22 protein-coding genes are annotated in these 23408 nt (G+C 47.0%); 11 read left to right on the top strand and 11 right to left on the bottom strand.

What is annotated here, in order from left to right:
- Positions 1 to 148: 148 nt before the first annotated feature.
- Positions 149 to 901 (top strand): pentapeptide repeat-containing protein, encoded by a 753-nt coding sequence (locus DXZ20_RS16580; protein WP_163699326.1) that lies wholly within the window; start codon positions 149 to 151, stop codon positions 899 to 901.
- A 67-nt stretch (positions 902 to 968) separates the two neighbouring features.
- Here the strand turns inward: DXZ20_RS16580 and DXZ20_RS16575 are convergent, their stop codons facing one another.
- The gene (locus DXZ20_RS16575; protein ID WP_163667944.1) at positions 969 to 2153 is read right to left on the bottom strand and encodes an NAD(P)H-quinone oxidoreductase subunit H; all 1185 of its coding nucleotides are present in this window, start codon (positions 2151 to 2153) and stop codon (positions 969 to 971) included.
- A 200-nt stretch (positions 2154 to 2353) separates the two neighbouring features.
- Between DXZ20_RS16575 and rsmH the strand changes: the two genes are divergently transcribed.
- Complete coding sequence (rsmH, locus tag DXZ20_RS16570) at positions 2354 to 3247, top strand: 16S rRNA (cytosine(1402)-N(4))-methyltransferase RsmH (protein ID WP_163667942.1); 894 nt, start codon at positions 2354 to 2356, stop codon at positions 3245 to 3247.
- A 56-nt stretch (positions 3248 to 3303) separates the two neighbouring features.
- Here the strand turns inward: rsmH and DXZ20_RS16565 are convergent, their stop codons facing one another.
- Complete coding sequence (locus DXZ20_RS16565; RefSeq protein ID WP_163699324.1) at positions 3304 to 4140, bottom strand: hypothetical protein; 837 nt, start codon at positions 4138 to 4140, stop codon at positions 3304 to 3306.
- A gap of 277 nt (positions 4141 to 4417) precedes the next feature.
- Between DXZ20_RS16565 and DXZ20_RS16560 the strand changes: the two genes are divergently transcribed.
- Positions 4418 to 6052 (top strand): SpoIIE family protein phosphatase, encoded by a 1635-nt coding sequence (locus tag DXZ20_RS16560; RefSeq protein WP_163699322.1) that lies wholly within the window; start codon positions 4418 to 4420, stop codon positions 6050 to 6052.
- A gap of 2 nt (positions 6053 to 6054) precedes the next feature.
- Positions 6055 to 6498, top strand: a complete 444-nt coding sequence (locus DXZ20_RS16555) for an ATP-binding protein (protein WP_163667934.1) — start codon at positions 6055 to 6057, stop codon at positions 6496 to 6498.
- A gap of 13 nt (positions 6499 to 6511) precedes the next feature.
- On the opposite strand, the gene DXZ20_RS16550 is transcribed toward DXZ20_RS16555, so the two are convergent.
- The 3 genes from DXZ20_RS16550 to fabI all read right to left on the bottom strand — a co-directional run bounded on the left by DXZ20_RS16550 (position 6512) and on the right by fabI (position 10216).
- Positions 6512 to 8881 (bottom strand): DNA methyltransferase family protein, encoded by a 2370-nt coding sequence (locus tag DXZ20_RS16550; RefSeq protein WP_163699320.1) that lies wholly within the window; start codon positions 8879 to 8881, stop codon positions 6512 to 6514.
- 64 nt (positions 8882 to 8945) lie between these two features.
- Entirely contained in the window at positions 8946 to 9395 is a 450-nt protein-coding gene (locus DXZ20_RS16545) for an SRPBCC family protein (protein ID WP_006515154.1), read from the bottom strand.
- A 44-nt stretch (positions 9396 to 9439) separates the two neighbouring features.
- Positions 9440 to 10216: an enoyl-ACP reductase FabI gene (fabI, locus tag DXZ20_RS16540; protein ID WP_163667930.1), complete on the bottom strand. Its 777-nt coding sequence runs from the start codon at positions 10214 to 10216 to the stop codon at positions 9440 to 9442.
- A gap of 422 nt (positions 10217 to 10638) precedes the next feature.
- Between fabI and ntcA the strand changes: the two genes are divergently transcribed.
- The 4 genes from ntcA (at position 10639) to DXZ20_RS16520 (ending at position 14473) form a co-directional block, all read left to right on the top strand.
- On the top strand, positions 10639 to 11304 hold the full coding sequence (ntcA, locus tag DXZ20_RS16535; RefSeq protein WP_006515157.1) for a global nitrogen regulator NtcA: 666 nt from the start codon (positions 10639 to 10641) through the stop codon (positions 11302 to 11304).
- A gap of 94 nt (positions 11305 to 11398) precedes the next feature.
- Complete coding sequence (locus tag DXZ20_RS16530; protein ID WP_163667928.1) at positions 11399 to 12805, top strand: DUF3084 family protein; 1407 nt, start codon at positions 11399 to 11401, stop codon at positions 12803 to 12805.
- A 638-nt stretch (positions 12806 to 13443) separates the two neighbouring features.
- Entirely contained in the window at positions 13444 to 13821 is a 378-nt protein-coding gene (locus DXZ20_RS16525) for a PadR family transcriptional regulator (RefSeq protein ID WP_006515159.1), read from the top strand.
- A gap of 88 nt (positions 13822 to 13909) precedes the next feature.
- Complete coding sequence (locus DXZ20_RS16520; RefSeq protein WP_348918245.1) at positions 13910 to 14473, top strand: cofactor assembly of complex C subunit B; 564 nt, start codon at positions 13910 to 13912, stop codon at positions 14471 to 14473.
- 138 nt (positions 14474 to 14611) lie between these two features.
- On the opposite strand, the gene DXZ20_RS16515 is transcribed toward DXZ20_RS16520, so the two are convergent.
- Positions 14612 to 14917 (bottom strand): DUF3155 domain-containing protein, encoded by a 306-nt coding sequence (locus DXZ20_RS16515; RefSeq protein ID WP_036018428.1) that lies wholly within the window; start codon positions 14915 to 14917, stop codon positions 14612 to 14614.
- A 287-nt stretch (positions 14918 to 15204) separates the two neighbouring features.
- Between DXZ20_RS16515 and DXZ20_RS16510 the strand changes: the two genes are divergently transcribed.
- Positions 15205 to 16518 carry a GAF domain-containing sensor histidine kinase gene (locus DXZ20_RS16510; protein ID WP_163667923.1) on the top strand — a complete coding sequence of 438 codons (1314 nt, stop codon included), beginning with the start codon at positions 15205 to 15207 and terminating at the stop codon, positions 16516 to 16518.
- On the opposite strand, the gene DXZ20_RS16505 is transcribed toward DXZ20_RS16510, so the two are convergent.
- Positions 16499 to 17983, bottom strand: coding sequence for a hypothetical protein (locus DXZ20_RS16505; protein WP_163699318.1), 1485 nt, complete (start codon positions 17981 to 17983; stop codon positions 16499 to 16501). The two genes, DXZ20_RS16510 and DXZ20_RS16505, sit on opposite strands and share 20 nt — an antisense overlap.
- A 59-nt stretch (positions 17984 to 18042) precedes the next feature.
- The gene (locus DXZ20_RS16500) at positions 18043 to 18441 is read right to left on the bottom strand and encodes an AbrB family transcriptional regulator (protein WP_006515164.1); all 399 of its coding nucleotides are present in this window, start codon (positions 18439 to 18441) and stop codon (positions 18043 to 18045) included.
- 547 nt (positions 18442 to 18988) lie between these two features.
- Between DXZ20_RS16500 and DXZ20_RS16495 the strand changes: the two genes are divergently transcribed.
- Together DXZ20_RS16495 and pyrR are read left to right on the top strand one after the other, a co-directional pair.
- Positions 18989 to 19420: an Rrf2 family transcriptional regulator gene (locus tag DXZ20_RS16495; RefSeq protein WP_006515165.1), complete on the top strand. Its 432-nt coding sequence runs from the start codon at positions 18989 to 18991 to the stop codon at positions 19418 to 19420.
- A 160-nt stretch (positions 19421 to 19580) separates the two neighbouring features.
- On the top strand, positions 19581 to 20120 hold the full coding sequence (gene pyrR, locus DXZ20_RS16490) for a bifunctional pyr operon transcriptional regulator/uracil phosphoribosyltransferase PyrR (RefSeq protein ID WP_163667920.1): 540 nt from the start codon (positions 19581 to 19583) through the stop codon (positions 20118 to 20120).
- Between the two features lie 7 nt (positions 20121 to 20127).
- Here the strand turns inward: pyrR and DXZ20_RS16485 are convergent, their stop codons facing one another.
- The 3 genes from DXZ20_RS16485 to DXZ20_RS16475 form a co-directional block, all read right to left on the bottom strand.
- Positions 20128 to 21420, bottom strand: a complete 1293-nt coding sequence (locus DXZ20_RS16485) for a family 8 glycosyl hydrolase (protein WP_163699317.1) — start codon at positions 21418 to 21420, stop codon at positions 20128 to 20130.
- Between the two features lie 149 nt (positions 21421 to 21569).
- Entirely contained in the window at positions 21570 to 21716 is a 147-nt protein-coding gene (locus DXZ20_RS16480; RefSeq protein ID WP_163667916.1) for a hypothetical protein, read from the bottom strand.
- A 61-nt stretch (positions 21717 to 21777) separates the two neighbouring features.
- Positions 21778 to 23408 (bottom strand): tetratricopeptide repeat protein (locus tag DXZ20_RS16475; protein ID WP_250565793.1); only part of this gene is annotated, 1631 nt, incomplete at its 5' end.

Raw genomic sequence — 23408 nt, 5'->3', positions numbered from 1 at the left:
CTATAACCATGGTCTGAATGTTCTGGTGTGCGTCCTTTGGATTAGGACAGGTATAAATGGTAGAGGTTTTTATTCTGACTCTGGGTTCTAAAACGAGCCCATAATTTTGATTTTTTAGATAACTTTTATTATCGGCAGTGCATGGCCTATGAAACTTAACTTTCTGCTAACCCTGTTGATTTTATCTGCAGCCATGACCCCACTACTTATGCGATTACCACAGGTCAATAAGGCGCTATCAAAATCAAGCGACCCTGCTGCAGCGGTTACTCAACGGGATAATTCATTAGATGCTATGACCGATCCACAGCATCCAAACTATACCTGTGTTAGCTGTGATCTGCGCGGTAAGGATTTTAGCAATCAAGATTTGAGTCGAGCCAATTTTTTTGGCTCCGATTTACGGGGAGCTGACTTTAGTAATAGCTTATTGATTAATACTGTTTTCCGAGAAGCCAAGTTGGATGAAGCGGATTTGAGCTACACCAACATGCGAGGAGCTGATTTAGAGGAGGCCAGCTTAGTACGAGCTAACCTACGCAATGCCAAAATCCTCCAGGGCACCTTGGAATATAGCAATTTAGAGCGGGCAGACCTGACTAATGCAGAACTGCGTGATGCTAACCTCTGTGCCGCTCGGTTAGTCAACAGCAACTTCGAAAGCGCCAGTCTCTATGGCACTATCTTACGGGCAGCTGATATGAGCGGAGCTAATTTTACAAAGGCCTATATGCGCTACGCCGACATGTACAACGCCATTACTCGCAACACTCGATTTGATCAGGCTGACATGGCCTTTGTCACCTACCCCGATGGATCAACTGCTCACGAAGGCTATATCAACTCAGTAAATCAGGCTACTGACTGCAATATTGATGATGAGTCCAGTAGTTCAGAATAAAAACAGGGATGCTGCTTACACACCATCCCTAACAGCGGCTTAATCTCAGGGCCGCATAAAAAACGATTTAGCGATCTACTGAGCCCATAATCACGTCAATACTTCCTAAAATTGCCATAATGTCGGCCAGCTTCACACCCCGCAATAGATGAGGCAAGATCTGAAGGTTATTAAAATCAGGTGCACGAATCTTCCAACGCCACGGGTAGATGCTGTCATCTCCAACAATAAAGACTCCGAGTTCTCCCTTCCCACTTTCCAAGCGAACATAGTGTTCACCTGCTGGAATCTTAAATGTGGGAGCAATCTTCTTACCAATAAATTGATAATCAAAGCTGTTCCATTCAGACTTAGGCCCCTCTGCCATACGTTTGGCCTCAAGGTTCTCGTAGGGACCACCAGGCAACGCTTTCAAGGCCTGACGGATAATTTTGATGGATTCCCGCATCTCACGTACGCGGATAATATAACGGGCAAAACAGTCTCCAGCAGTTTCCCACTGTACTTCCCAGTCAAAGTCGTCGTAGCATTCATAATGATCAACTTTGCGCAGGTCCCACTTAACGCCAGAGCCTCTCAGCATAGGACCTGAAAGCCCCCAATTCAAAGCATCCTCACGGGTAATGGTTCCAATACCCTCAACGCGACGACGGAAAATTGGGTTGTTGGTAATCAACTTTTCGTACTCATCAACCTTGGGTAAAAAGTAATCACAGAAGTCTTCACACTTATCGACCCAACCGTAGGGTAAATCTGCTGCTACACCACCGATGCGAAAATAGTTATTATTAATTAACCTTGCCCCTGTAGCCGCTTCCCACAGGTCATAAATCATTTCCCGTTCACGGAAAATATAGAAAAAGGGGGTTTGAGCACCAACGTCAGCCAAAAATGGTCCCAACCAGAGCAAGTGATTCGCAATGCGATTTAACTCCAGCATAATCACCCGTATATAGCTGGCCCGCTTAGGCACTTCAATATCAGCCAGCTGCTCAGGAGCGTTGACAGTAATTGCCTCATTAAACATGCCAGCCGCGTAGTCCCAACGGCTAACATAGGGCACAAACATAACGTTTGTACGGCTCTCGGCAATTTTCTCCATGCCGCGATGCAGGTAGCCAATCACGGGCTCACAATCAATCACATCCTCACCATCGAGGGTAACGATGAGTCGCAACACACCGTGCATTGAGGGATGATGAGGACCCAGGTTGATTACCATGGGCTCTGTTCTGGTTTCGAGCCGTGTCATAGAAACTACGCCGTATTATTCTCTGATTTACTTTAGCAAGATTCTTCGCTGAAAGTTTGAATAAAAGCGCAATAGCTCAATTAAGTAGATCTGATTGTTGCCTAATTTTTCTGCGCTAGCAAGATATAGCGATTAATTCACCTCATTTGCCAAGCTCATCACTGCGGTATGATGCAGTCCCAATTGCAACGAGACGATCCGTGAATACTGTCAGTAATGATGACCCGTTAAATTCAGCTACGCCCTTTGACCATCAACCTGTCCTTGCAGAGGAAGTTTTGACAGGGTTAGCCCCTCAACCCCATGGTTATTATTTGGACGCCACAGTAGGCGGTGGGGGCCATAGTCGTTTGATTTTAGAAACTGATCCTACGGTTCATTTGATGGCTCTAGATCAAGATCCTATGGCCTTAGAGGCCGCTCAACGGAACCTGGCGGAATTTGGGGACAGGGTGACGTTTTGGCATGGTAACTTTGCGGATTTTGAGCCTTCTGACGAAGGTTTTGACGGCGTGCTGGCAGATTTGGGCGTAAGCTCCCCTCAACTAGACCAACCTGAGCGAGGCTTCAGTTTTCGCCATGAGGGGACATTGGATATGCGTATGAACCCCAACCAACCCCTGACAGCGGCTGACTTGGTTAATCACAGTTCAGAACGTGAACTGGCAGACATTTTTTATCACTATGGTGAGGAACGCCTCTCCCGCCGGATTGCCCGTCGGATCGTGGAGCGTCGACCGTTTCAAACCACAACCATGCTGGCTGCTGAGATCGCAGCTAGCGTCCCAGGGAAATATCGTCATGGTCGCATTCATCCTGCCACCCGGGTTTTTCAATCCCTTCGTATTGCCGTTAACCGAGAGTTAGACGTGCTTGAACAGCTGATCGAAACAGCACCTAACTGGCTCAAAATAGGAGGCAAGCTAGCCATCATTAGCTTTCATAGCCTTGAAGATCGACGGGTCAAACATGGCTTACGGAACCATGAACAGCTCAAGGTTTTAACTAAAAAACCGATTACTGCTAGCGAGGCAGAATTGCGGCACAATCCCAGGGCTCGCTCTGCAAAATTACGGCTAGCAGAACGTATTTAGGCATGGGCTCTACATCTTCAAAGAGCCTATGCCTAAGACACAACCCGTTAACAAATCTAGGGCAACAACGCTTGATATGGTGTCACGCCTGTCAGGGTCACTGTATAGTCAAAGCTATTATTTTGACTAGTTTGCCAGCCCACAATCAGACCATCAGCATCCAGAATAGGGCTGGTACCTTGGGGACTCACCACAGCAAAATAGACATCCGTGCTAGGAATCATAAAATCTTGAATTGACGCCTGCAAAGCATCAATCTCGCTTTGCACAAGCAAACGCCCTCTGTGATCGAATAGGAGTAGATGGGGATCCCCCCCCATATAGGCCCGGGTAACATCTATCTCCAGGGATATGCGATCGCCTAAACGAGCTAGCAGGTTATATACCTGCGGCCTGCTATTAATGCTGCCACCCACCACACTAAAACCATCAGTCGTATCGACGGGAATCGCAAAATCCACTAGGGCGTCAGGGCTGTTCACCGTTAGTTCAGGCGGAATTAAGGTGTCAGTTGGATCAAAGTCGCTATCAAACTGAACAATGGGGCGAGAATTGCGAAACGTAGCTAAAGCGCTATTCCAATCTAAGGGCTGAGGTTGAGCAGGCTCGGGAGCCGTAAGGGTGAGGTACATGGGGAGAGTGCGATCGCAATTGACTTGCACGATAGGAGTCGTTTCACTGATGCGCCATGCCTGTAACTGATGTCTAAAACTCAGCAATTCCTGACGATAACTAGATGACACAGAGGCAGAAGCTATCAACCTACTGGTGATATTAATCGCTTGGTCCCACTGCTGAAGACAAATTGCTCGATCTAGCTGCGCTAACTCCTCAACCAAATCACGATGGGATGACTGACCATAAGCCCACCCACCCGATAAAGCAATCGCCATGGAAAAAACTGCAGAAAGCCCTAAACAAATTGAGGAATGTTTAGCCATAGTTATCAACGACCAGCAGAAATCTCTAGGTAGACCATAGTTTAAAGCTAACCGAACGTCCATCACCTATATATACGCGAAATGCATTAATTTTGATGGGAATGGGCACAGTCTCCCTAGGATTTCCCTGGGCACACTAAGATTGACTGGTAAATATTGGTGAATTGGTGATTATCTTCCCAAGGTTGGCCCTAATATGCCCCGAGAATCAGATATCCCACAGGATAGTATGAGTTCCACCACTCATGAACAGCTCAAGTTACTTGTTGTCGACGATGAACTCGATAACTTAGAGCTGCTGCACCGCACCTTTAGGCGTAGCTATCGTGTCTATCGGGCCAGTAGTGGTCAAGACGCCCTGGAGTGCCTTAAACAGTACGGTGAAATGGCGATCATTATTTCCGACCAGCGCATGCCCAAAATGAATGGTACGGAGTTTTTAAGCCTCACCACCGATCAATATCCCGACACCATTCGTATTGTCCTCACAGGCTACACCGATGTTGAAGACTTAGTGGATGCAATTAACTCGGGTAAAGTTTTCAAATACATTACCAAACCGTGGAAACCTAACGAGTTACGTCAAGTTATTGACCAAGCCGCCAACACATATCGCATTGTCAAGCAACGCACTCGCGCCCTATCTCAGTCCCTCAAAAAAGAATCGCTATATAACTCAATTACCACAACGATTCGGAGTTCTCTGGACTATGCCAGTACCCTCCAAACAGTGGCAGAGGCCCTAGGGAAAGCCTTTGAGGCCGATTATGCCGTTTTATATCCCGTGGATTCAGTCGAAGTCGGAGAAGCACCCAAACCGGTCACCTATGCTAAATCAGAAAAATCCATGGCTGACTTGGCAGAAGTAGGTGCCCCCTGCCAGGAACTCGTGTTAGACAAGTTCCCCCATGGAGATACCTCCCTAACTCGTTTAGCGGCAAGGTTTACCTATCGAGATCAGCCCTTAGCGTCGATTGCCCTGTACCAAATCGCAGGCACATGGGACAGTACGACCGTCAGCCTATTTACCAGCATCACTGAGCAAGTAGTGATGGCTATATCCCAGGCGAAACTTCACCATCATATCCAGCGACAAACTGAACAGATGCGTACGGAGCTGGAGGTGGCACGGCAGATTCAGCATAAACTGCTCCACCAAGTTTGGCCCGATATCCCTGGTCTTAAAATTCAAGCAAAATGTCAGGCGGCACGAGCCGTTGGGGGTGATTTCTACGAAGTTTTTATCCATCCCCAAGGCAATATCTGGCTAGCCGTCGGAGATGTCTCTGGCAAGGGAGTTCCTGCTGCTCTGTTTATGGCTAGTGCTATCTCCTTGCTGCGTCGAGAACTATCGGCCAGCCAACCACCGGGGCCTGAAACCGTCATGGCAAACCTGAATCAGGCCCTCAACGCTGATCTGGTCAATAACGAACACATGATTACCATGGTGTTGGTGCGATACACCCCCACCAGTAAGGAGCTAGTCTATGCCAACGCAGGCCACGTTTATCCAGTGGTGTGGTCCCAAAAACTCTTAATGCAAGGCACTGCGCCACCACCAGAACCTACTTATTTAAGGAAAGGTAACGGCGTTCCCCTCGGAATTTTACCGAAATGGCAGACTCAAGCAGGCCAACTAGCATTAAAGGATGGGGATGCTCTGCTATTGGCCAGCGATGGCATTACTGAGGCCTTAGTGACCATTGATGGCCAGCACAAGATGCTAGGTCAACAGGGCCTGTGGCAGCTACTGCAAAAACAGACCACTGGGTTGAATCTTGAGCAATTGCTGGCTCAATTGAATACCACAGCCAACGAACAACATGACGATCAAACCATCTTGTCTTTGGAGGTAGGGTTTTAGCTATGAAAACTGAACTTGCTATCCCCAGTGACTTAAAGTTTTTGGCTGTAGTGGAAGATTGGCTACTCAGTTCACTCAAAGCCGAAATAGGCAGCGATACCGATCTAGATTGGCAAAAAGTTGAAAGCCGACTGCGACTGGTCATTGTTGAAGTTTATTCGAATATTGTGCGCCATGCCCATCAAGACCGTCCTGATATTCCCGTTGTTCTACGCCTCGGTATTGAAGGTTATTTCTTGTCCCTAGAAGTCTGGGATGAAGGCCATGGTTTTGATATGCGTAACTATCGCACGCCTAACCCCAATTCCCCTCAAGAAGGAGGCTATGGCTGGTTGATCCTGCACCAGCTAATGGATCGTGTGGACTATCAACTCAGGGTAGGAGATGGGCGTAATTGCCTCACCCTAGAAAAAGATTTAGGTGTAACCGTCGAATACTCAAAATAGGTTCACCCCAAGGTCACTGCTTACAAAACCAAAGAAAGCATTGGTCAGAAGAAAGTTGTGCACCCGCTAAATTCATTAATAAACCACTATCCGTTTGATTCTCTAACAAACTGCGAAGAGCAACTCCCCTAGGACTATGTTTGATGTCATTGGATGTGACCAGGCCACAGATGCCTTGAGGAGCCAAAAGCTGATAGCATCGCTCAATGAAAAGCCAGTGTCGACGCAATTGAGTCCGCTGCCGCTGCCCCTTAAGCAAAGGGCTTTGGTGATCATATTGTGGGGAACGATAAAAATAATCGGTTAGTAACGAATATTGGCTTTGGTACAACAACCAGGCATTCGCAATTTCAGCATCCGTATTGAGCAGCGAACGTTTAGCTGTTTTAAACGTATGAACATCAATATTTTTTCGTTTAGCCAAGTCACAAAAGCGTTGAAAAAATTCTTGGGTAGTGGGTCGAAACGAGCCTTGGGGAGGCCTAGATAAAATCACGTTAAACCCATGGGACTGTTCCAGCACATGGCTAAAGTGATATCCCCAATGGAAAGGACGTAGGACTGTCATATCCTCAATACGCAGCAACCGCCGCCGTGGAGCTTCCAGTAATTGAGATTCTCTAAATTGGATACCTAGGGTTTGACTAAATTCAGTGAGCAACAGCTCGTTCAGTTTGGTCTGGGCTCTAACATCAAGGCGACTAATCTGATCTCGAAAAAATTCGAGTCGAGCATAATGGGGGATACCCTGACTTAATTCCTCCAACACATAGGACTGAGACCGATAATGTTCAAGAGCAATATTTTTCTCTGAGAGAATCGTGCGATAGCTTTCAGCCGCTAAAGGCTGCAACAAATTGCCCTGCAGCAGAGTTTCTGAAGCTCTTAATCGATCAAATCCAGCCTCATCTACCCGAATGAATCCTACTAAGCTATCCCCCGTAACAAGATTGAAATCGAGACTGGGTAAGGGTTCAATATCTTGCGGTTGCCGCGCCATGGTCACCAATCCCAGCAGCAACTGAAGACGGGCGATATCAATCACTGCTGGATTGAGGTCCACACCATAAAGACCATACCTAAAGACGCGGCGATAGATGGTCTGTAGCAAGGAAGGGTGTTCTGTGTGTACTCCTTTAACCCAAATATCAAGCTGACTGTCAACTTGATGGGCCAATTGCCCAATTAGTGCACTGTAAACGTCAACGAGCCGATACTGTAATGCCAGCAGCAAAGTACCAGCACCACAGGCTGGATCTAGAACGGAAAACTGCGGCAAAATGTCCTGCACTAGCTGGCGTAGATGCCTAGGATGTCCACGAAATAGAATATCCCAGAAATCGGGCACAGCTTGCCCTTGATCAACCTCAAGATGACAGAGCATGAACTTATTAAGAATTAGCTCACAACAAACACCGAGAGCATCCGTCACATTCTCCGAATGATCAGTCTGCCCCTCTATCAGTACTTGTTCAAACGCCAGACCAATGGTGCTGATTTGAGAGCAATGAGTCAACTGTTGCCATAAGGGGGACTCAAACCACACTAAGATTGACTCGAACAGCGCATCAGCTATGTCCAACTCGCCATATTGCTGCTCAAGAGGATGGGTGTAAAAAACGTCTCCTAAGTAAGGAATTTGACCGGCCCAACTAATCCGTCGAGGACGCTCAAGAGGAGGCAGAGATAACCCTTGAGTAAACAGGGGCTGAAGCACCTGTCGAAAAAAGATATTTCGCTGCTGTTGCTGACTACGCCCCAGTTGATTATGCAGATACCAAATATCTTGATTTAGAAATCCACGCCGCTGAAGTATGTGGATAATAATCAAACGTTGCAATAATATAGCCGCATACCAACGTCGATCATGGCTGTTAGGGATCCCAATAATCCCGTCACTCAGATGATTTAATTGTTGTCGCAACTGCTCAGTAAACTCAGCACAGCTGACAGACTGTGACTGTAAATCGAGGGAACCTGAATCAGGGCTATAATCGGCCAAATAATTTAATCGAGCTTCCCATGCGGCTAAGGGTTGCCGAGGGATAAAGACCATTGAGTGAGAACTTTTAGAGGCGCTTTGCCAGTACCAAAGACTCCGACATCGCTGACGATCAATAAAGACAATTAAAGGATGCGGATATTTTTTATGGATGGACTGATAGAGTTTTGTCTTTAGCTTTGCAGTCAGAACTTCGGGGTTATTGAGCTTGATTTCCCAAACTCGGGCATCACCTCGCTGAGCGATGCAGTGGGCACGATAAGGGTGATTGAACGCTCTGATTGCGATCGCACGTCCATTAGCCGGAGTGACCCACCCTAGCACATCCGTAAACAACATAACCAGGTCTAGAGACTGCAAGCATGTCTCTGCCTGCTGCATGTCGAAGCTCATGAGCACCCGTCGAAGTAATCAACAATCACCACTAGGGTCTAGTAAATGCCCTTCAGCCAGCCTTAGCATCCTGTTCAGCTTTTTGGCGAAATCGCTCCAGGTCAGCCTGTAGCGTAGAGTCGACAATTTGTCGCAACCAGCCATTTTCCATAAAACGGGCCAATACACTTGGCACCGAATAGGAAAGGGTCATCTTAACTGTGCTATTACCAGCATGATGGCCATAAAACCGGATTGCACCACGATTGGGCAACCCATCTACCGATTCCCACTGCAAAATCTGATGGGGAACCACTTTAACTGTACGAGACATCCAAGTAAATTCCCAAACGCCCGAAGCTAGCTTCCAACGAGATAGTTCGGGCTGATCGTCTAAAAGTTCTACCGAATCAATCCACTTCATCCACTGGGGCATCTGCTCTAGATCCGACCAGAGAGCCCACACTAATTCAATGGGGGCCTCCACATCAACGTACACGCTATGTTCAAGCCAATTTGCCATGGGGGATATGGACTAAAACAAAGAACTAATGGCTGCAAAGACCACTACATTCCCATGACTTCATAGCCAGAGTCAACGTAAAGGATTTGCCCAGTCACACCGGAGGCTAAATCACTACATAGGAACGCTGCGGCATTTCCTACTTCCGACTGAGTAACTGTACGACGCAGGGGAGCAACTTCCTCTACATGGTGAATCATATCTAGAATTCCGCCCACCGCTGACGATGCCAGGGTGCGGATCGGACCGGCTGAAATCCCATTTACTCGAATATTGTTAGACCCGAGTTCTGCCGCTAGGTAACGAACATTCATTTCCAGAGCCGCCTTGGCAATACCCATTACATTGTAGTTAGGCACTACCCGCACACCCCCCAGATACGTCAGGGTAAGGATGCTGCCGCCCTCAATCATTAAAGTTTTTGCCTGCTGAGCAAGCTTCACCAGAGAGTAAGCGCTGATATCCAGAGCAGTTTGAAACCCCTGACGGGAAATATCGCTAAAATCTCCCGCTAAATCATCACGATTGGCGAATGCCAAACAGTGAACCAGAATGTCCAACTTGCCCCAATCGGTCTTCACGGTATCAAACGTAGCCTGGACCTGCTCATCATCCTGGACATTACAGGGCAAAAACAAACTAGGATGCAAAGGCTCGGTTAAATCCCGAACCTTTTTTTCCATGCGCCCCTTGTCATCAGGAAGATAAGTGACACCAATATTCGCACCAGCCTTACTCAACTGCTGAGCAATTCCCCAGGCAATTGAACGATTATTGGCAATACCAGTTACCAAGGCATTTTTTCCAGTCAGGTCTAACATGATAGTTGGGTGGAGCTGTATCGAAATTAGTTAATTAAGGCTATGCCGCCGGAACGGCCCCTAGGAGCATACTGAAAAATGGCTCCCATGAATACCCTTGCCAGCGAGTTAGCCCAATTAACGTTGAGGCTAGTCATTAAGGTGACCGGAAAACAAAGTTTAGTATATTGCTATACAAAAGCCTCGACGAACTTGGGTTTTATTGGTCTAAAGTCAGGAAATCTTACCAATTGGAGGTTTTCTACCGATTGGTTGAGTATTTTTACTGAGGCACTGATTGGTTAGAAACGCTGCTAAATTGTTTTCGGCATCTCCGCTTCTGATCGGTTTAAAACCTGAAGGCTCAGTTTGCCACTACAGCTTTCAGCTACTCTTATTTGCAAATATTTGCTATAGCTTTGAGATCGCATACTCCCACTACCGTGACTACAGAGAAACCTCTTGCCAACCTATTACGGCAGCTATCCACAGGCTCATTCCCCCCTGTAGCCGAAACCTACGAGCGCGGTAAGACAATTTTCTTTCCAGGCGATCCGGCTGAACGAGTTTATTTTTTACTGAAGGGTGCCGTTAAGCTTTCTAGAGTCTATGAAGCTGGCGAAGAAATTACAGTAGCTCTGCTTAGGGAAAATAGTGTTTTTGGCGTTCTTTCACTGCTAACAGGCAATCGGTCAGATCGGTTTTACCATGCCGTCGCCTTTACACCAGTCGAACTAATGTCCATGCCCATTGAGCAAGTGAAACAGGCACTTGAGGAACATCCTGAGCTCTCTATTATGCTGCTCCAAGGGTTATCCTCTCGTATTTTGCAAACTGAGATGATGATTGAAACACTGGCTCATCGGGACATGGGTTCTAGACTTGTCAGCTTTCTTCTCATTCTTTGTCGCGATTTTGGAGTGCCCAGCACCAGCGGCATTACTATAGACCTCAAACTTTCCCATCAGGCCATCGCCGAAGCCATTGGCTCCACACGAGTTACCGTCACACGGCTACTGGGGGATTTGCGTCAAGACACGATGATATCTATTCACAAAAAGAAAATAACTGTCCACGATCCCGTCGCTCTCAGCCAGCAGTTTGCTTAGGGTTATCGTCGGTTTACTCACCACAGTGACAAACAATCAAGTAACCTATACGAGAGCCTGCTCAGGTGCTTCTGCTCCGTTGGATAGACGTTAGATGGACGTTGGTCTAATACTGATTACGACCGTGCTCGTCCTCGGTGGCCTTATTGCCACACTGGGCGACCGAATTGGTATGCGTGTGGGAAAGGCACGTCTATCGTTATTCAATCTTCGCCCCCGACAAACAGCCACCCTTGTCAGTATTTTGACGGGCAGTGTAATTTCGGCTTCAACCTTGAGTCTATTACTGATCACCAGTGAGCAACTACGCAAAGGCCTTTTTGAGTTTGAAGAAACCCAGGCTAATTTATCAGAGGCCCGCAATGCCTTAGAAGAAACTCAAATCGCTAAATCTGAAGTAGAACAAGCCCTCAATCGAGTCACTCGTCAAAAAATTAATGCCGAAGGTGAACTGACCGAAGTGATTACGTTTTTAGATGAGGCCACTGAACGAGAAACCATCATCCGACAACGTCTTGGTCAAACTCAAAATCAGCTTGGCATTGTTTCTGAACAGGCCGATCAGCTCCAGGGAGAAATTAGCCGACTACAGCGGGATCGTCAACTTCTACAACGTCAGCAGGCCGAGGTCAAGCGACAAATTGCCCAGCGAGACCGCTCACTGGCTCAGCGAGACCAAGAGTTGCTACAGCGAGATCGCGCCATTGCCCAGCGAGAAGGAGCCCTGGAGCGATTGAAGACTGAGCAAGCTTTTCTAGAGGACGAGATCCAGCGTTTAGAATCAGAGTTCCTCAAATTACGCGCTGGCAATGTTGCCATTAGTCGGAACCAAACCCTGGCCCTGCTAATCACTCGGCCATCCTCCATTGCAGCCGCCACAGCAGAAATCGAACAACTCTTATCAGAAGCCAACCGATTAGCCTTAAATGCGATCTGGCCCGATGCCCCTAATAAGGCAGTGCAAATTTTGCGCATTAATCCCCAAATCATTCGAGGAATCGCCAGGAATATCACCGACGGTCAGCAATATGTAATTCGCGTTGGCGTCTCGGGAAACTATGTAGTCGGTGAACCCTGCGTTGTACAGCAAGAAGTTCCCCCATGTGTAGAAATCACTCTGCAAGCCAAGCTCAACCGTATCGTTTTTGAACAGGGGGAAATCATAGCCCGTGTCCCTATCGAGGCAGCTTACCCTAGCACACCTTCTTTAGTAGAGGCCCTACGCACCCTGGTTACCAGTGCTCAAATCAGAGCGAGTTTAGAAGGCATCATCATCGTAGATAACCCTCGCGTAGCTGGCGGTTTTAGTGAACCTGTTATCGATTTTCTTAACCAGGTGCAAAACTATGGCGCTCCTCTGGAAATTGAAGCCGTTGCAGGCAAGCAAATTTTCACCACAGGCCCTTTGGCTTTAGAACTCGTTGCTAGCCGTGACGGTCAACGTCTATTCCAAACCCAACTCTCTTCATCACCCTCACCAAGGGACGAACAAGAACCATAACTCAAGGCCCTTGAACTAGAAAAATATCAAATGGCATTTCTGACTATTAGTACAGTTTGCCAAATTTAGGCTGGTGAAAATTTTACGGATCGATTCATCCTCTAAATCAGTAACAGCGAACGGAGAAAGGACTATCAGGCATTTTTTATTATCAAAATCTCAAGCTAGTTTATATTTTGTTTGCGGATAGTAACTATATAAGGCAGCGATCCCACTAAGCATTTTTTAGCGTCTAAAATAAAGCTTAGATTTTTTAATAAAATCTTTTGACGAAATATCTAGGTTGGCGAAATATCTAAGGTTGAGGCTGTAGCTTTTGCTCCTTATTGCCATGACAAGGGTATACACGCAACATAGGTCATAGTCACCATTTAGCTTGAATAGCTCAGTCAGCTTTTGAGAAGCCCTCTCATTTGGTGATCTCCACCAAGTAATGGTGACTATCACCAAATAGTGGTGACCATTACCAAGTTTGGTGACCATCACCAGCCCTTGAGCTTGAACTACTCAAGGGCCTTTGGAACATTAATTTATAAAGCCGTTAGGTTGGACCTAACACTTTTTCAATGCTCCATTAACAAATCATCAATAGCCAAGCTGTCTTAAACCCATCCCTATTGCAGCCGGAGCAATAAACCATGAAATTTGAGGACATTTATCAATTTTTTGAAGATCCGCCGCCTCTCTACCTCAATAAGGAATTAGCTGTTTGTTACGTCCTTTCGGTACTCATACGTCGTGATTCTTACGGTACTGAACTGATTCACGCGATTGAAAATGAGTACCCTGACTATCGTTTGTCAGATACAGTGCTCTATAGTGCTCTGAAATTCCTAGAGAATCAGGGTGCGATTATGGGCTATTGGAAGAAGGTTGAGGGTCGTGGCCGTCCCCGTAGAATGTACCGCCTACGCCCTGACTGGCAGACTAAAGCACGAGAGCTCGCAGAGCTTTGGCAGCGTTATATTTTAGGTCAGCGTAATACTACACCTAGGCGTCGAGCAATGAGCTCTTAAGGTATCGTCTCAAGGATGCGTCTTAGATTCGATAGCTATCTAGCAATCAGTCAACCGCATAAGCAACAGCTACTGGGGTATAGTCAATGTGATTCCAGTAGTTGTTGTTTTTGCAGGGATAGCTGTTGTGGAAAGTGCAGTCAGTCAGTCAACCTTTTTCCTAACTATGCTTTTAGGAGTAGGGTTGTTCTTTTTTATCAAAGCAGCTACTAAGGATCGTACCGAGATCGCTGAATTTTTGACCGATCAGTCTCCAGAGACATTACACCAAAAGCTACTTGACTATTTTGAGGAGCGTGCCTACCACCTAATGCCCGAAGTATCAGCATCTGATGAAGATACTTGGGTTAAGTTAGTTGGCTTAGTGAGACCTAGCATCTTTTTGGCTATTTTTTTGGCATTTTTAGCAGCTGTAGCGTTAATGTGCTTTTCTTTGGTATTGGCGACTCTATTTAGTAACTATGGGCCAGTTTTCTTTGTCTTAGTCTTGTTATCCCCTGTTGTTGCCATTGCCTATTGGAAACAGGCTAAACGTGAAGAACAAGTTGCTTTCCGTATTAGCAGCACAGATAAGGGGAGTGCTCTAGCTGTAAGGGGTCATCGGGATGAAATTATTCAGCTTAAAGCCCATGCTCCCTTTCAACTCTTGTAAAACGTCGGACAACAGCCTGCTTGTGGCATCAAAATACTCGCCAAAAAGGGAGGCACAAATGGTACACCTCCCTGGTAATCTTTTATAGGTTTTGTTTGAACAGGTTAAGTGCTGACCAAAGCACTTAACCTTTACTTTTTAGCCCAGAACTGCTTCTTCCTCTTCACCAATTAAGGCGCGAAGACTAGGAAACAAAAAGTGGTTCTCTTCAACATACTGAGCACCAAACAGCCCCTTCTCTGCCCAAAAGTACCGGTCAGTGGTATGCTCATTACGCTTGACCAGTAGTACAGCAGGTGGTTGAATTCCTTCAGAATGAATGAAGTTACGAGCCGCAGTCACAGGCTTTGCTTCTCCACTCTCTATGCTGTATTGAGGAACGGACTCTAAAATACGACGCCCTTCGAGGCGGCGACGGCTTTTGCGTTTACGTCTCCGTGCCAAGTTAATTGACCTCCCATGCATTTATTGAATAGCGGCTTCGTGTATTGATAGTTACAAAAACACTTAACCCAGCAAAGTATATCGGTTGTGCCTTAGATTTTCAACTTCTTTTAAAAATGTGGCGTACTGGCTGAAAGTGTGCTGGTGACAATCATCTAAAAAATCGGGGACAATATAGACCCCATAATTTTTCTGGTTATCTTGATAAAAATTAAACTTTAGATAATTTTATCCGGATTTGTGAAATACCCAAGGGATCGTTCCATTGATCAACGTAAGGCCAGACCATGCCAGCCAGTGCCGAATTAGTAGATTTATGTCAGGCTCACCTCGAATTATTGCGCCGGACATTCGGCGAGGTATCGTCTGTCATCTATCTCACCTTAGGTATGGATCAAGAATCTGAACCCATACTGGTTCCCATAGCTCAATTACCAGAGTCTGGCGACTTCAAAGATTTGCTTGATCCTAGAACTAAGCGCGATGCTCTACCGCCATCAGACCTAGATAGTGCTTCACCTGGAGAATTAACTGGAATTGAACCATCAGGTCCAGACTTGGGGGGTGAACGCCTGGTTATGCCATTAATGCATCAGGAAATCGTTATGGGCGTCCTAGTTACCATGCGTTCGGACCGCGCCTGGCAAGCGAGTGAACAGCAGTATTTACAAACGGTCTCGACGAGCTTAGCGGCCGGTTGCTTTTTAGATCGGCAAAATCAATGGTTACGTCAACGTCTCAAAACCAAACAGGCGTTACAAGGAGAACAATCTGACGTTTTTCATAACCTGCTACATCAGTTTCGTAATCCTTTAACCGCTATTGGTACGTTTGGGAAGCTAATGCTGCGGCGATTAACCCAAGATGACCCCAACTATAGATTGGCAGACGGTATTGTACGTGAAAGTCAACGACTGAAGGAACTGGTTACTGATTTTGACGCTGCAGTTGACATTGGGGATGCTGATATTGCCCAAGAAGTCACACCTCCCCTGCTGCCACCAGATAACATTGACACTAGTCAAAAGCCACTGCTGCCTGCATTAGGTCGCTCTTTAGAAATTACCCCCCAACGTTTGGAAGATGTGATTCACCCCTTGATCATGGTGACGGTAGCTGCTGCTAGTGAAAGAAATCGACAGTTTTGGCATTCTCCCTTGGACGGTTTCCCGCAAACACTCGTAGGCGTTGATGCCCAAGCATTACAGGAAGTGATTGCGAATTTACTGGACAATGCATTCAAGTATGCACCTCATCAAGCATGGGTTTGGCTTCTGGGAGGATTAACCAAAGAAAATTACGTAGGCATTGTCATTGGCGATAATGGTCCCGGGATTCCAGCAGAGGATCAAGTTCATTTATTTGAACGACATTACCGAGGGATTCAGTCCCAGGGGGCCATTGGTGGTACGGGCCTGGGCTTAGCGATCGCAAAAGATTTGGTTATCCAAATGGGAGGGACCATAGACTTGATCAGCCCCATTTGGACTCAAACAGCAGTACCGCCATGGATACCTGTACCCTTACATCAAAAACTATCACCTGCTGATAAGGGTACAGTTTTTATTGTGTGGCTACCGATTATGGACGCTCCGAAGTAGCCGTTGAACTAGCAGGTCTAGCCCCCGCTGAACGGACTGACGTTATCCGCCGTAGAGCATCAAACCAAAAGTTAGATCCCATAGAAACAGCCAAGCCTGTCACAATCCATCCAAACCAATGGCGCGGTATTGGTAGGGGCCAATCAGCTTCTAGCACCGCTTGAGTCGCCAACAGTTTAGGAGAGCGGCCAATGGGCAGCGAATAGTCCGAAAGTGTGGTTTGTACAGCAGTCCCTAAGGACTGTAGGTCATCGCTTAGGGCTCTAGCATCGTCAGAGGGGGAAACGAGAGTGTCTAGGGATGCCTGGTTAACGGTTTGAATTACGCTATTACGTACAGCTTGATCGACCGTCAAACGATTGACAATGTAAAACGTATCTGCATTAACGGCAGCTGCAATCGCCACACCAATTAAAATGGCAACTATTTTTGAGTTACGGCGATATACCCCTGCGGCCCGATCCATACCTCGGTCGTACCAATGTTCTAATTCCTGCTGGAAAAGTTTAAACTGATCCTCTGCGGTACCGGTGCGACGACTCACTCGCTCAGCCAATATATTGAGACTCTCTTGAAGACGTACAGGTATTCTGCCATCAAGGGTTTGACGGATATAGGCCAGTTCAGAACGGGAGTCGGCTTGCTCACCTGAACTCGTTAATAACGCCAGCAATTCTTTCAAATTTGGCTGTAGCTGATGGACTAAACCTTCGGCCATATCCATGCCGCCGGCAATTTGCGATCGCAAGTATCCTAGCCGCCGAGTAAACGCCTGGGTTGCCCCATAGCTCTCAGGCAAAACTTGAGCTCCCTGATCGGCAAAATGATCTAGCTCGGCCATGACCCGATCGGCAATTTGGGCTAAACCAGTGCGCCCCGTCCGATAGTCTATGAATATTTTCTCTAAGGACGCTTCCAAATTTCGCAGCTCGACATCAAGCAGCGCACCATCACCAACGGCTGCTCGTAGCGTATGCAGCGTATCTCCTAAAGGAAGCATGATGCGCTCCTGCAACAATCGCTTGAGGCGAGCTTCGACTACTGTTTTTTGCACCCCTTCCAACTGCAAGGTTTCCATCAGTGTGGTTGCAAATGCTTCTGACGGAATATACGAAGGGCCGGACGTTTGCCTGCCAAATACATTACGGGTACGGCTCACCAATCGATACACACTACCTATCACATGGAGCATCTGCCGAGCCGAGCGAGCAATGATTCCCTGGGCTTCATAATTCAAGTCACGCACCATGGGACTACTGTAAATCTGGTCGGCTAACCTACGAGCAGCACGATGATCGGCAGATTGTCCCCCTGCCAACAGCTGCTCAATCGAATACTTAAGATGTTCAGCCCGCCATTGCAGCATAGTGCTAACAATTTCCTGCACCTCACTGGCAATCAAACCCAAGGCCATATAAACGAACACCAGCCCTAGGGCAACATCTAAAACTACTGGCAACCCCATAATTTTTCTGAATTAAAGCTAAGAATTGAGCCAACTAACGATGACGCAATTACAAACGATTATTCGTCAGCATCGTCATCACTATCGACATTAAGCTGCTTTAAGCGAATATGCTTACGACCTAAAGAAATCTCAAACTCATCTCCGGGTTTTAGCCCCATTTGCTTGGTATAGGCAGCTCCAATCAACAAATTACCGTTAGATTGCACAGTAATTCGATAGCTTGCACTACGCCCGCCTCGCCCATTACCTGTTTGAATACTATCCAATTGAATACCTTCGGCATCAATCAGCGCATTCATAAATTTCATCATGTTCACACGGACAACATCATTCTTTGTCACCGTGTAATAGCCACAGGCTTTAGCCTTTTCCTCTCTAGAGAGATGTTCTAAGTCCTTTACTTTTTTAAGTAATGTCTTACCAGTTAATGGATTTGAATTTGACGGTTTAGCCATTCACCCACATCTCTAACACGAACACGTTTGGAAGTTTGCTTTTACTGCTTAAAGAAATGATTCTGCTTGCTGTGACTGTTAAACCATGTCTGAGTAAACTTCATATTTTCCCCGAGAAAAACCATCGTTCTGAATGGAGACATGATCAACTAATTATCACCTCATACAGGATTCATTCCATTGGTCCGCAATATCAAAAGCTAATCATAGATATTTGGGAAGGAGTCCACGAGTAATGCTTCAATTAAATTGCTTTAAACTCCCTGAAGCACCCAGCCCATTACTATTTTTAAACATTACCTACTCACTGCGCAGTAGATAACGAGCAGAATCATACATGATTAAAATACGTTTGTGCACGCTGTTTGCATTTATTTCTTGATAATTGTATTAAGAGTTGATTTACCTAGTAATTTGTCCAGGGTCTAATCATTATGGAAACTTCTTATGTTAACTTTTCCCTAATTCTCCCTAATCTATCCTGTTGACCTGAGGCTAGATTCACCTTTTTCTAAACCTCAAAGTCGAGCCAGTATCCGCCTTAACCATGAAACTGACAACCCGCGGACACTATAGTGTTAAAGCAATGCTCGATCTGAGTTTGCAACCCCGTTTAGCGTCCGTTAAACTCATTGCTCAGCGACAAAATCTACCAGCTCCCTACTTAGAAAAACTGCTAATTCAACTGCGTCAAGCGGGCTTAGTTGAATCAGTTCGAGGCTCGCGTGGTGGCTATCGTTTAGCAAAAGCGCCCAGTCATATATATCTAGGCCAAATTTTAGATGCCGTCGGCGAACCAATTACGCCTTTGGAGCTAGCATCTCCTGAAAAAGCTGAGGACTGGGTCACACTTACCCTATGGCGAAAATTGCAGGAAAAACTAAGAGAAACGCTTTATAAAATTTCCCTAGAAGAACTCTATTACGATGCGCGTAGTTGGCAAGCGGCCCAAGGTGAAGATACAAACTTTATGGTTTAAGGCTTGCTAAGTCGAAAGTCTTCGTTATGGTTATTAAACTAAGCGTTAATGTACCTTGAGATCCCTTAATCTATGAATTGCCAATTGTACGCTGGCAACATAGATAGAAGTATCTCTTGATCAGCAACGGCATAAATTGCTTTCACTTCTCGCCTTAATTATGGCCGATCAGGTTGTTGAAATTCTATCCGCAGAGGCGATTCGCCGTACTCTAAACCGTTTGGCTTCTGAAATCATTGAACGCACCCATGCTCTGGATGACTTAGTCTTAGTCGGCATTTACACCCGTGGCATTCCCCTGGCCCATACCATTGCCCAGCAAATGGAACGGCTTGAAGGCATTAAAGTTCCTGTGGGAGAACTCGACATTACATTTTACCGAGACGATCTCGATAAAATCAGCACTCGTACACCTGCAAAAAGTGAGATGCCCTGTGATCTGACAGGGAAGAAAGTTGTGTTAGTGGATGACGTCATTTTTAGCGGGCGCACCATTCGAGCCGCCCTCAATGCCGTACTGGACTATGGCAGACCCAATATGATTCGTCTGGCTGTGCTAATAGATCGGGGCCATCGGCAGGTTCCTATTCATCCGGACTTTATTGGCAAATCTCTACCCACTGCCCGCGAAGAGTTGGTCAATGTACAGCTTATGCCTGTAGATCCCAAGGACACGGTTGAGTTATTGAAACCGACCTAACAAACGCCTAGCGAACTGATCTGAACCAGGATTCTGGTACCCATTCCGGAGGATAGAGCCCCAACCAAGCAAGGTTTTGCGTGTAGTAGGCAGAATCTCCATCCCAAAAATCATTGGGGTCTGCCAGTGCCAACTTATTTTCTCGAATCGCCTCGGCTGCCTTGGGATCTAAATGACGAGCAGCCTGATAAACCATGGCGTATTGAGATGTGGCCCCATAATCAACCATCGCTTCACCCGCCAGATCGATCTGGGCTGGTAGCTTTTGAGATTGTTGCCAAAGTTCCAGTAAGGGTGTGAGATGCTCGCTCAGGTAGTGGCCCGCTGGAGGAGCCTCAAACCAAGTCAAATCAAGGGCTACTCGCCACCACACTCGATAGGCATCAAAGCCATAAATACTTCTAAGCGGGGCTGAGGCTGGTAATTTTCGATAGTGAGGGGCTTCACTGTGCAGCAAAAACCAATCGCTGGGCAGTCCTAGTTCTGAGATTTTTGCACTCTCTTCCAGCATTCTGTAACTGGTATGGACAAGTTCCATCCAATCGCGCCGTCGATCGACTTGGGCAAAAAGCCGGAAAGCATAGGGTGCTGCATAGGATGGGTTTAGGTACCAGGTTTCAGGGGAGGGATGAAAGGCCTCCATGGGGCCAGGCAAAAGATAATGTCCAGACAGATCATCTTTTAAGGCGATATCAGCTGTCGAAAAGTCCCAAATATCCTTGAGTTTGATCTTTGCTAGGGTCAAATAGGCTGGCTTTTTCCAACGACGGGCAGCCATAATCAGGGCTGTCGCTGCATCGATATCGGCATCAGTGGCAAAGTTTTCGTCAAGGATGCCCCATGTCTGAGCTTCACCCGGTGCGGCATCAGGCCCCCACTTCCAGGCCCAAAGATGGTCGAGCAGTTCACCGTCTTCATCCAGACGCGCTAGATTTTCTTCGCCCCATTGCAGTACTCGATCAAAGGTCTCAGGATCATCGATCAGCAATGCACGCAACATCGCATAGGCTTGACCTTCAGACGTGGTGCGCTGATCGTCGTTTTCCCAATCAATCACCCGACCATCAGCCTGAATAAAACGATCGCGATAACGCTGCCATGTGGTTTCAAAAAAAGACTGTTGAGCTGCACCATCCGACGTAGCTATTGTGATAGAAGCCGGTAGCTGTGTTGGTAGGTTATAAATAGCCTGCGATCGCACAGATACCAAGCAACCAGTAATCCATACATTAAGCACAAGACCCAAAAGGACTAGACAGCCCCAACGCTGCATCCATTTAAAAACCGCTCTCGACAACATGTTTGTCCCATCCTTTTTATATGGTCTAGCGTTGTAGTCATGTCCTAACAAATTAAAACCGCGACATATCCCATTAGTTGCCACTTCAATTAGCTGCCACGTATATCAGTGCTCAGTTTTGACTACGGTGTGATGCACAATGTGATCACTTACGGTGTGATCGCTTGCTGATCCGGTGTAGGATGTCCATCCTGCACCATAGAAAATCGACTGGAAACTGATATAAACCGATATACAGCCAGTGTGCCAAGCTGTCGGCAAACGTCCTTATCCTGCCACACCACTCTGAAACTCATCAAAATTGAGCGATTGGATTCACGTCTTACCCAAAAATTACGGCTCTAAATGTAGAAACGGTTAATAACGCTCCCAAACAGGTTGAAAACCGCGATGAAGTAGTAATCCCTCTTTAATTAAAATTTCCTGGCGCTCCAGACCAAGATTGTTAGGGACTCGACTTTGCAGCGCATTGATTTCTTCCAATGCTCGTAAAGGACGATCTTGAGCCACCGTTAAGCTAATGGAGGTCTGGCGTAAATTAATATCGTCCGGGGCCAGTTCAATGGCCTGGTCATATAGACGGCGCGCCTCTTGATAGCGCAATTGCCGGAAACGAACCCCAGCCAAACCGACCATTGCATCAAACTGCTCAGGGTTTCGCTCTAGCAAAGTGTTATACGCATTAGCCGCCGTCGATAAATCATCGGTGTCTTGGGCAATCTGTCCCTGTAGCAGATAAACTTCAGGAGCATCTGGGTTATCAGCCACGAGCTGCGCCGCAGCCTCATTAGCCGCATCGGGGTCGGTCATCGCCAGCACCTGGATCTGACGCTGACGCACCGCAATGGAATTAGGGTTAGCTATCAGCAGCGCTTCATACAGCTCGCTGCGGGCTGGATCCGCGGGTAGTGCACCCACCAGACTATATAGTTCAGGCGGGTTTTCATTGGTAGAGTGATTGGCAAGCCACTGCTCTAGAACTGATTCCGCCGTTTCGACTGAAATAAATTTACCCTGATAGGCCAGGCTGGTTTGACCCAGGATTTTGGCATCGTTACCGGGATTGAGGGCAATGATTTCTTCATAAAGAGCCAAGGCCTCAACGTACTGACCTTGACCTTGATAGATACCCGCCAGACCTTGCAGAGCACCGGTCACTACCTCATTGCTACTGGTAGGGTCATTAATCAGCTGCTGATATAGTGCAATACTCGTGTCGATATCATCTTGACGACGAGCTTGTTCCGCCTGGAATAGAAAAACAGCCGGATCATCTCCGGCATAAAGACGCAGCTGCTCCTGGGCCAGGTCCAACTGATTTTTCTGAAGATAAATTTGGCCGAGACGATAGTGGAGAAATGGCTCAGCAGACGTCACTGCAAGCACATCCTGATAAAACGTGATTAGCTCTGCATCGGGGGGATCAAGTCTGGCCAGGCTGGTGGCAATGTACTGAAGCTGGGTGGGATTTTGCGGTAAGTTGATCGACAACAGACGCTGTCGCAGCTCGTAGGCCGAAATTTGAGCCAGCTGTCGCTCCCAAATGCTGGTCTGTACATAGAGGCTGACGTCATCGGGGTATTGAGCCGACAGCTGGCGATAGGTCGCTAATGTGGTGGGCTGGCTACTGGGATAAGCGCCCAGGGCAGCCGCCACTTCACGAGCGGCCCCCACCGTCAGGCTGGAGCTGGTTAAGACCCCTTGATAGGCTGAGATCGCACGACGTTGCACGACAGGGGCATCTGTGTAGAACGTCATCCCTCTGAGGGCACGAGCCACCACTAGCGGCTGGCCTTGAATGGTATCTAGTAATGCTAACCCACGCTCATATTCACGATTTGCAGCATAGGAAGTGGCAAGCTCTGCCTTAATTTGAGCCTGTTGAATGGAATCGCCATTGGCATCGAGAAACGGCGTAAGCACCTCGATTGCTGCCCTGGGATTATCTTGCTGGCGGAGGGCAAAACTGTAAGCCTGGGCTTCAAACA

The sequence above is a fragment of the Adonisia turfae CCMR0081 genome (assembly GCF_011009555.1).
Taxonomy (GTDB): domain Bacteria; phylum Cyanobacteriota; class Cyanobacteriia; order Phormidesmidales; family Phormidesmidaceae; genus Leptothoe; species Leptothoe turfae.
Note: the sequence above shows the minus strand (reverse complement) of the source record. Positions and strands in the feature narration are given on the sequence as shown.

Excerpts from the sequence above, each read along its gene's own strand:
- fabI (WP_163667930.1), bottom strand. The coding sequence starts at position 10,216 with ATGTTAGACCTGACTGGAAAAAATGCCTTGGTAACTGGTATTGCCAAT.
- DXZ20_RS16495 (WP_006515165.1), top strand. The coding sequence starts at position 18,989 with ATGAAACTGACAACCCGCGGACACTATAGTGTTAAAGCAATGCTCGAT.
- DXZ20_RS16545 (WP_006515154.1), bottom strand. The coding sequence starts at position 9,395 with ATGGCAAATTGGCTTGAACATAGCGTGTACGTTGATGTGGAGGCCCCC.
- DXZ20_RS16485 (WP_163699317.1), bottom strand. The coding sequence starts at position 21,420 with ATGTTGTCGAGAGCGGTTTTTAAATGGATGCAGCGTTGGGGCTGTCTA.
- DXZ20_RS16550 (WP_163699320.1), bottom strand. The coding sequence starts at position 8,881 with ATGCAGCAGGCAGAGACATGCTTGCAGTCTCTAGACCTGGTTATGTTG.
- DXZ20_RS16510 (WP_163667923.1), top strand. The coding sequence starts at position 15,205 with ATGCCAGCCAGTGCCGAATTAGTAGATTTATGTCAGGCTCACCTCGAA.
- DXZ20_RS16530 (WP_163667928.1), top strand. The coding sequence starts at position 11,399 with ATGGACGTTGGTCTAATACTGATTACGACCGTGCTCGTCCTCGGTGGC.
- DXZ20_RS16575 (WP_163667944.1), bottom strand. The coding sequence starts at position 2,153 with ATGACACGGCTCGAAACCAGAACAGAGCCCATGGTAATCAACCTGGGT.
- DXZ20_RS16500 (WP_006515164.1), bottom strand. The coding sequence starts at position 18,441 with ATGGCTAAACCGTCAAATTCAAATCCATTAACTGGTAAGACATTACTT.
- DXZ20_RS16525 (WP_006515159.1), top strand. The coding sequence starts at position 13,444 with ATGAAATTTGAGGACATTTATCAATTTTTTGAAGATCCGCCGCCTCTC.
- DXZ20_RS16555 (WP_163667934.1), top strand. The coding sequence starts at position 6,055 with ATGAAAACTGAACTTGCTATCCCCAGTGACTTAAAGTTTTTGGCTGTA.
- DXZ20_RS16480 (WP_163667916.1), bottom strand. The coding sequence starts at position 21,716 with ATGAGTTTCAGAGTGGTGTGGCAGGATAAGGACGTTTGCCGACAGCTT.
- DXZ20_RS16560 (WP_163699322.1), top strand. The coding sequence starts at position 4,418 with ATGAGTTCCACCACTCATGAACAGCTCAAGTTACTTGTTGTCGACGAT.
- DXZ20_RS16565 (WP_163699324.1), bottom strand. The coding sequence starts at position 4,140 with ATGGCGATTGCTTTATCGGGTGGGTGGGCTTATGGTCAGTCATCCCAT.
- DXZ20_RS16580 (WP_163699326.1), top strand. The coding sequence starts at position 149 with ATGAAACTTAACTTTCTGCTAACCCTGTTGATTTTATCTGCAGCCATG.
- DXZ20_RS16505 (WP_163699318.1), bottom strand. The coding sequence starts at position 17,983 with ATGGGGTTGCCAGTAGTTTTAGATGTTGCCCTAGGGCTGGTGTTCGTT.
- pyrR (WP_163667920.1), top strand. The coding sequence starts at position 19,581 with ATGGCCGATCAGGTTGTTGAAATTCTATCCGCAGAGGCGATTCGCCGT.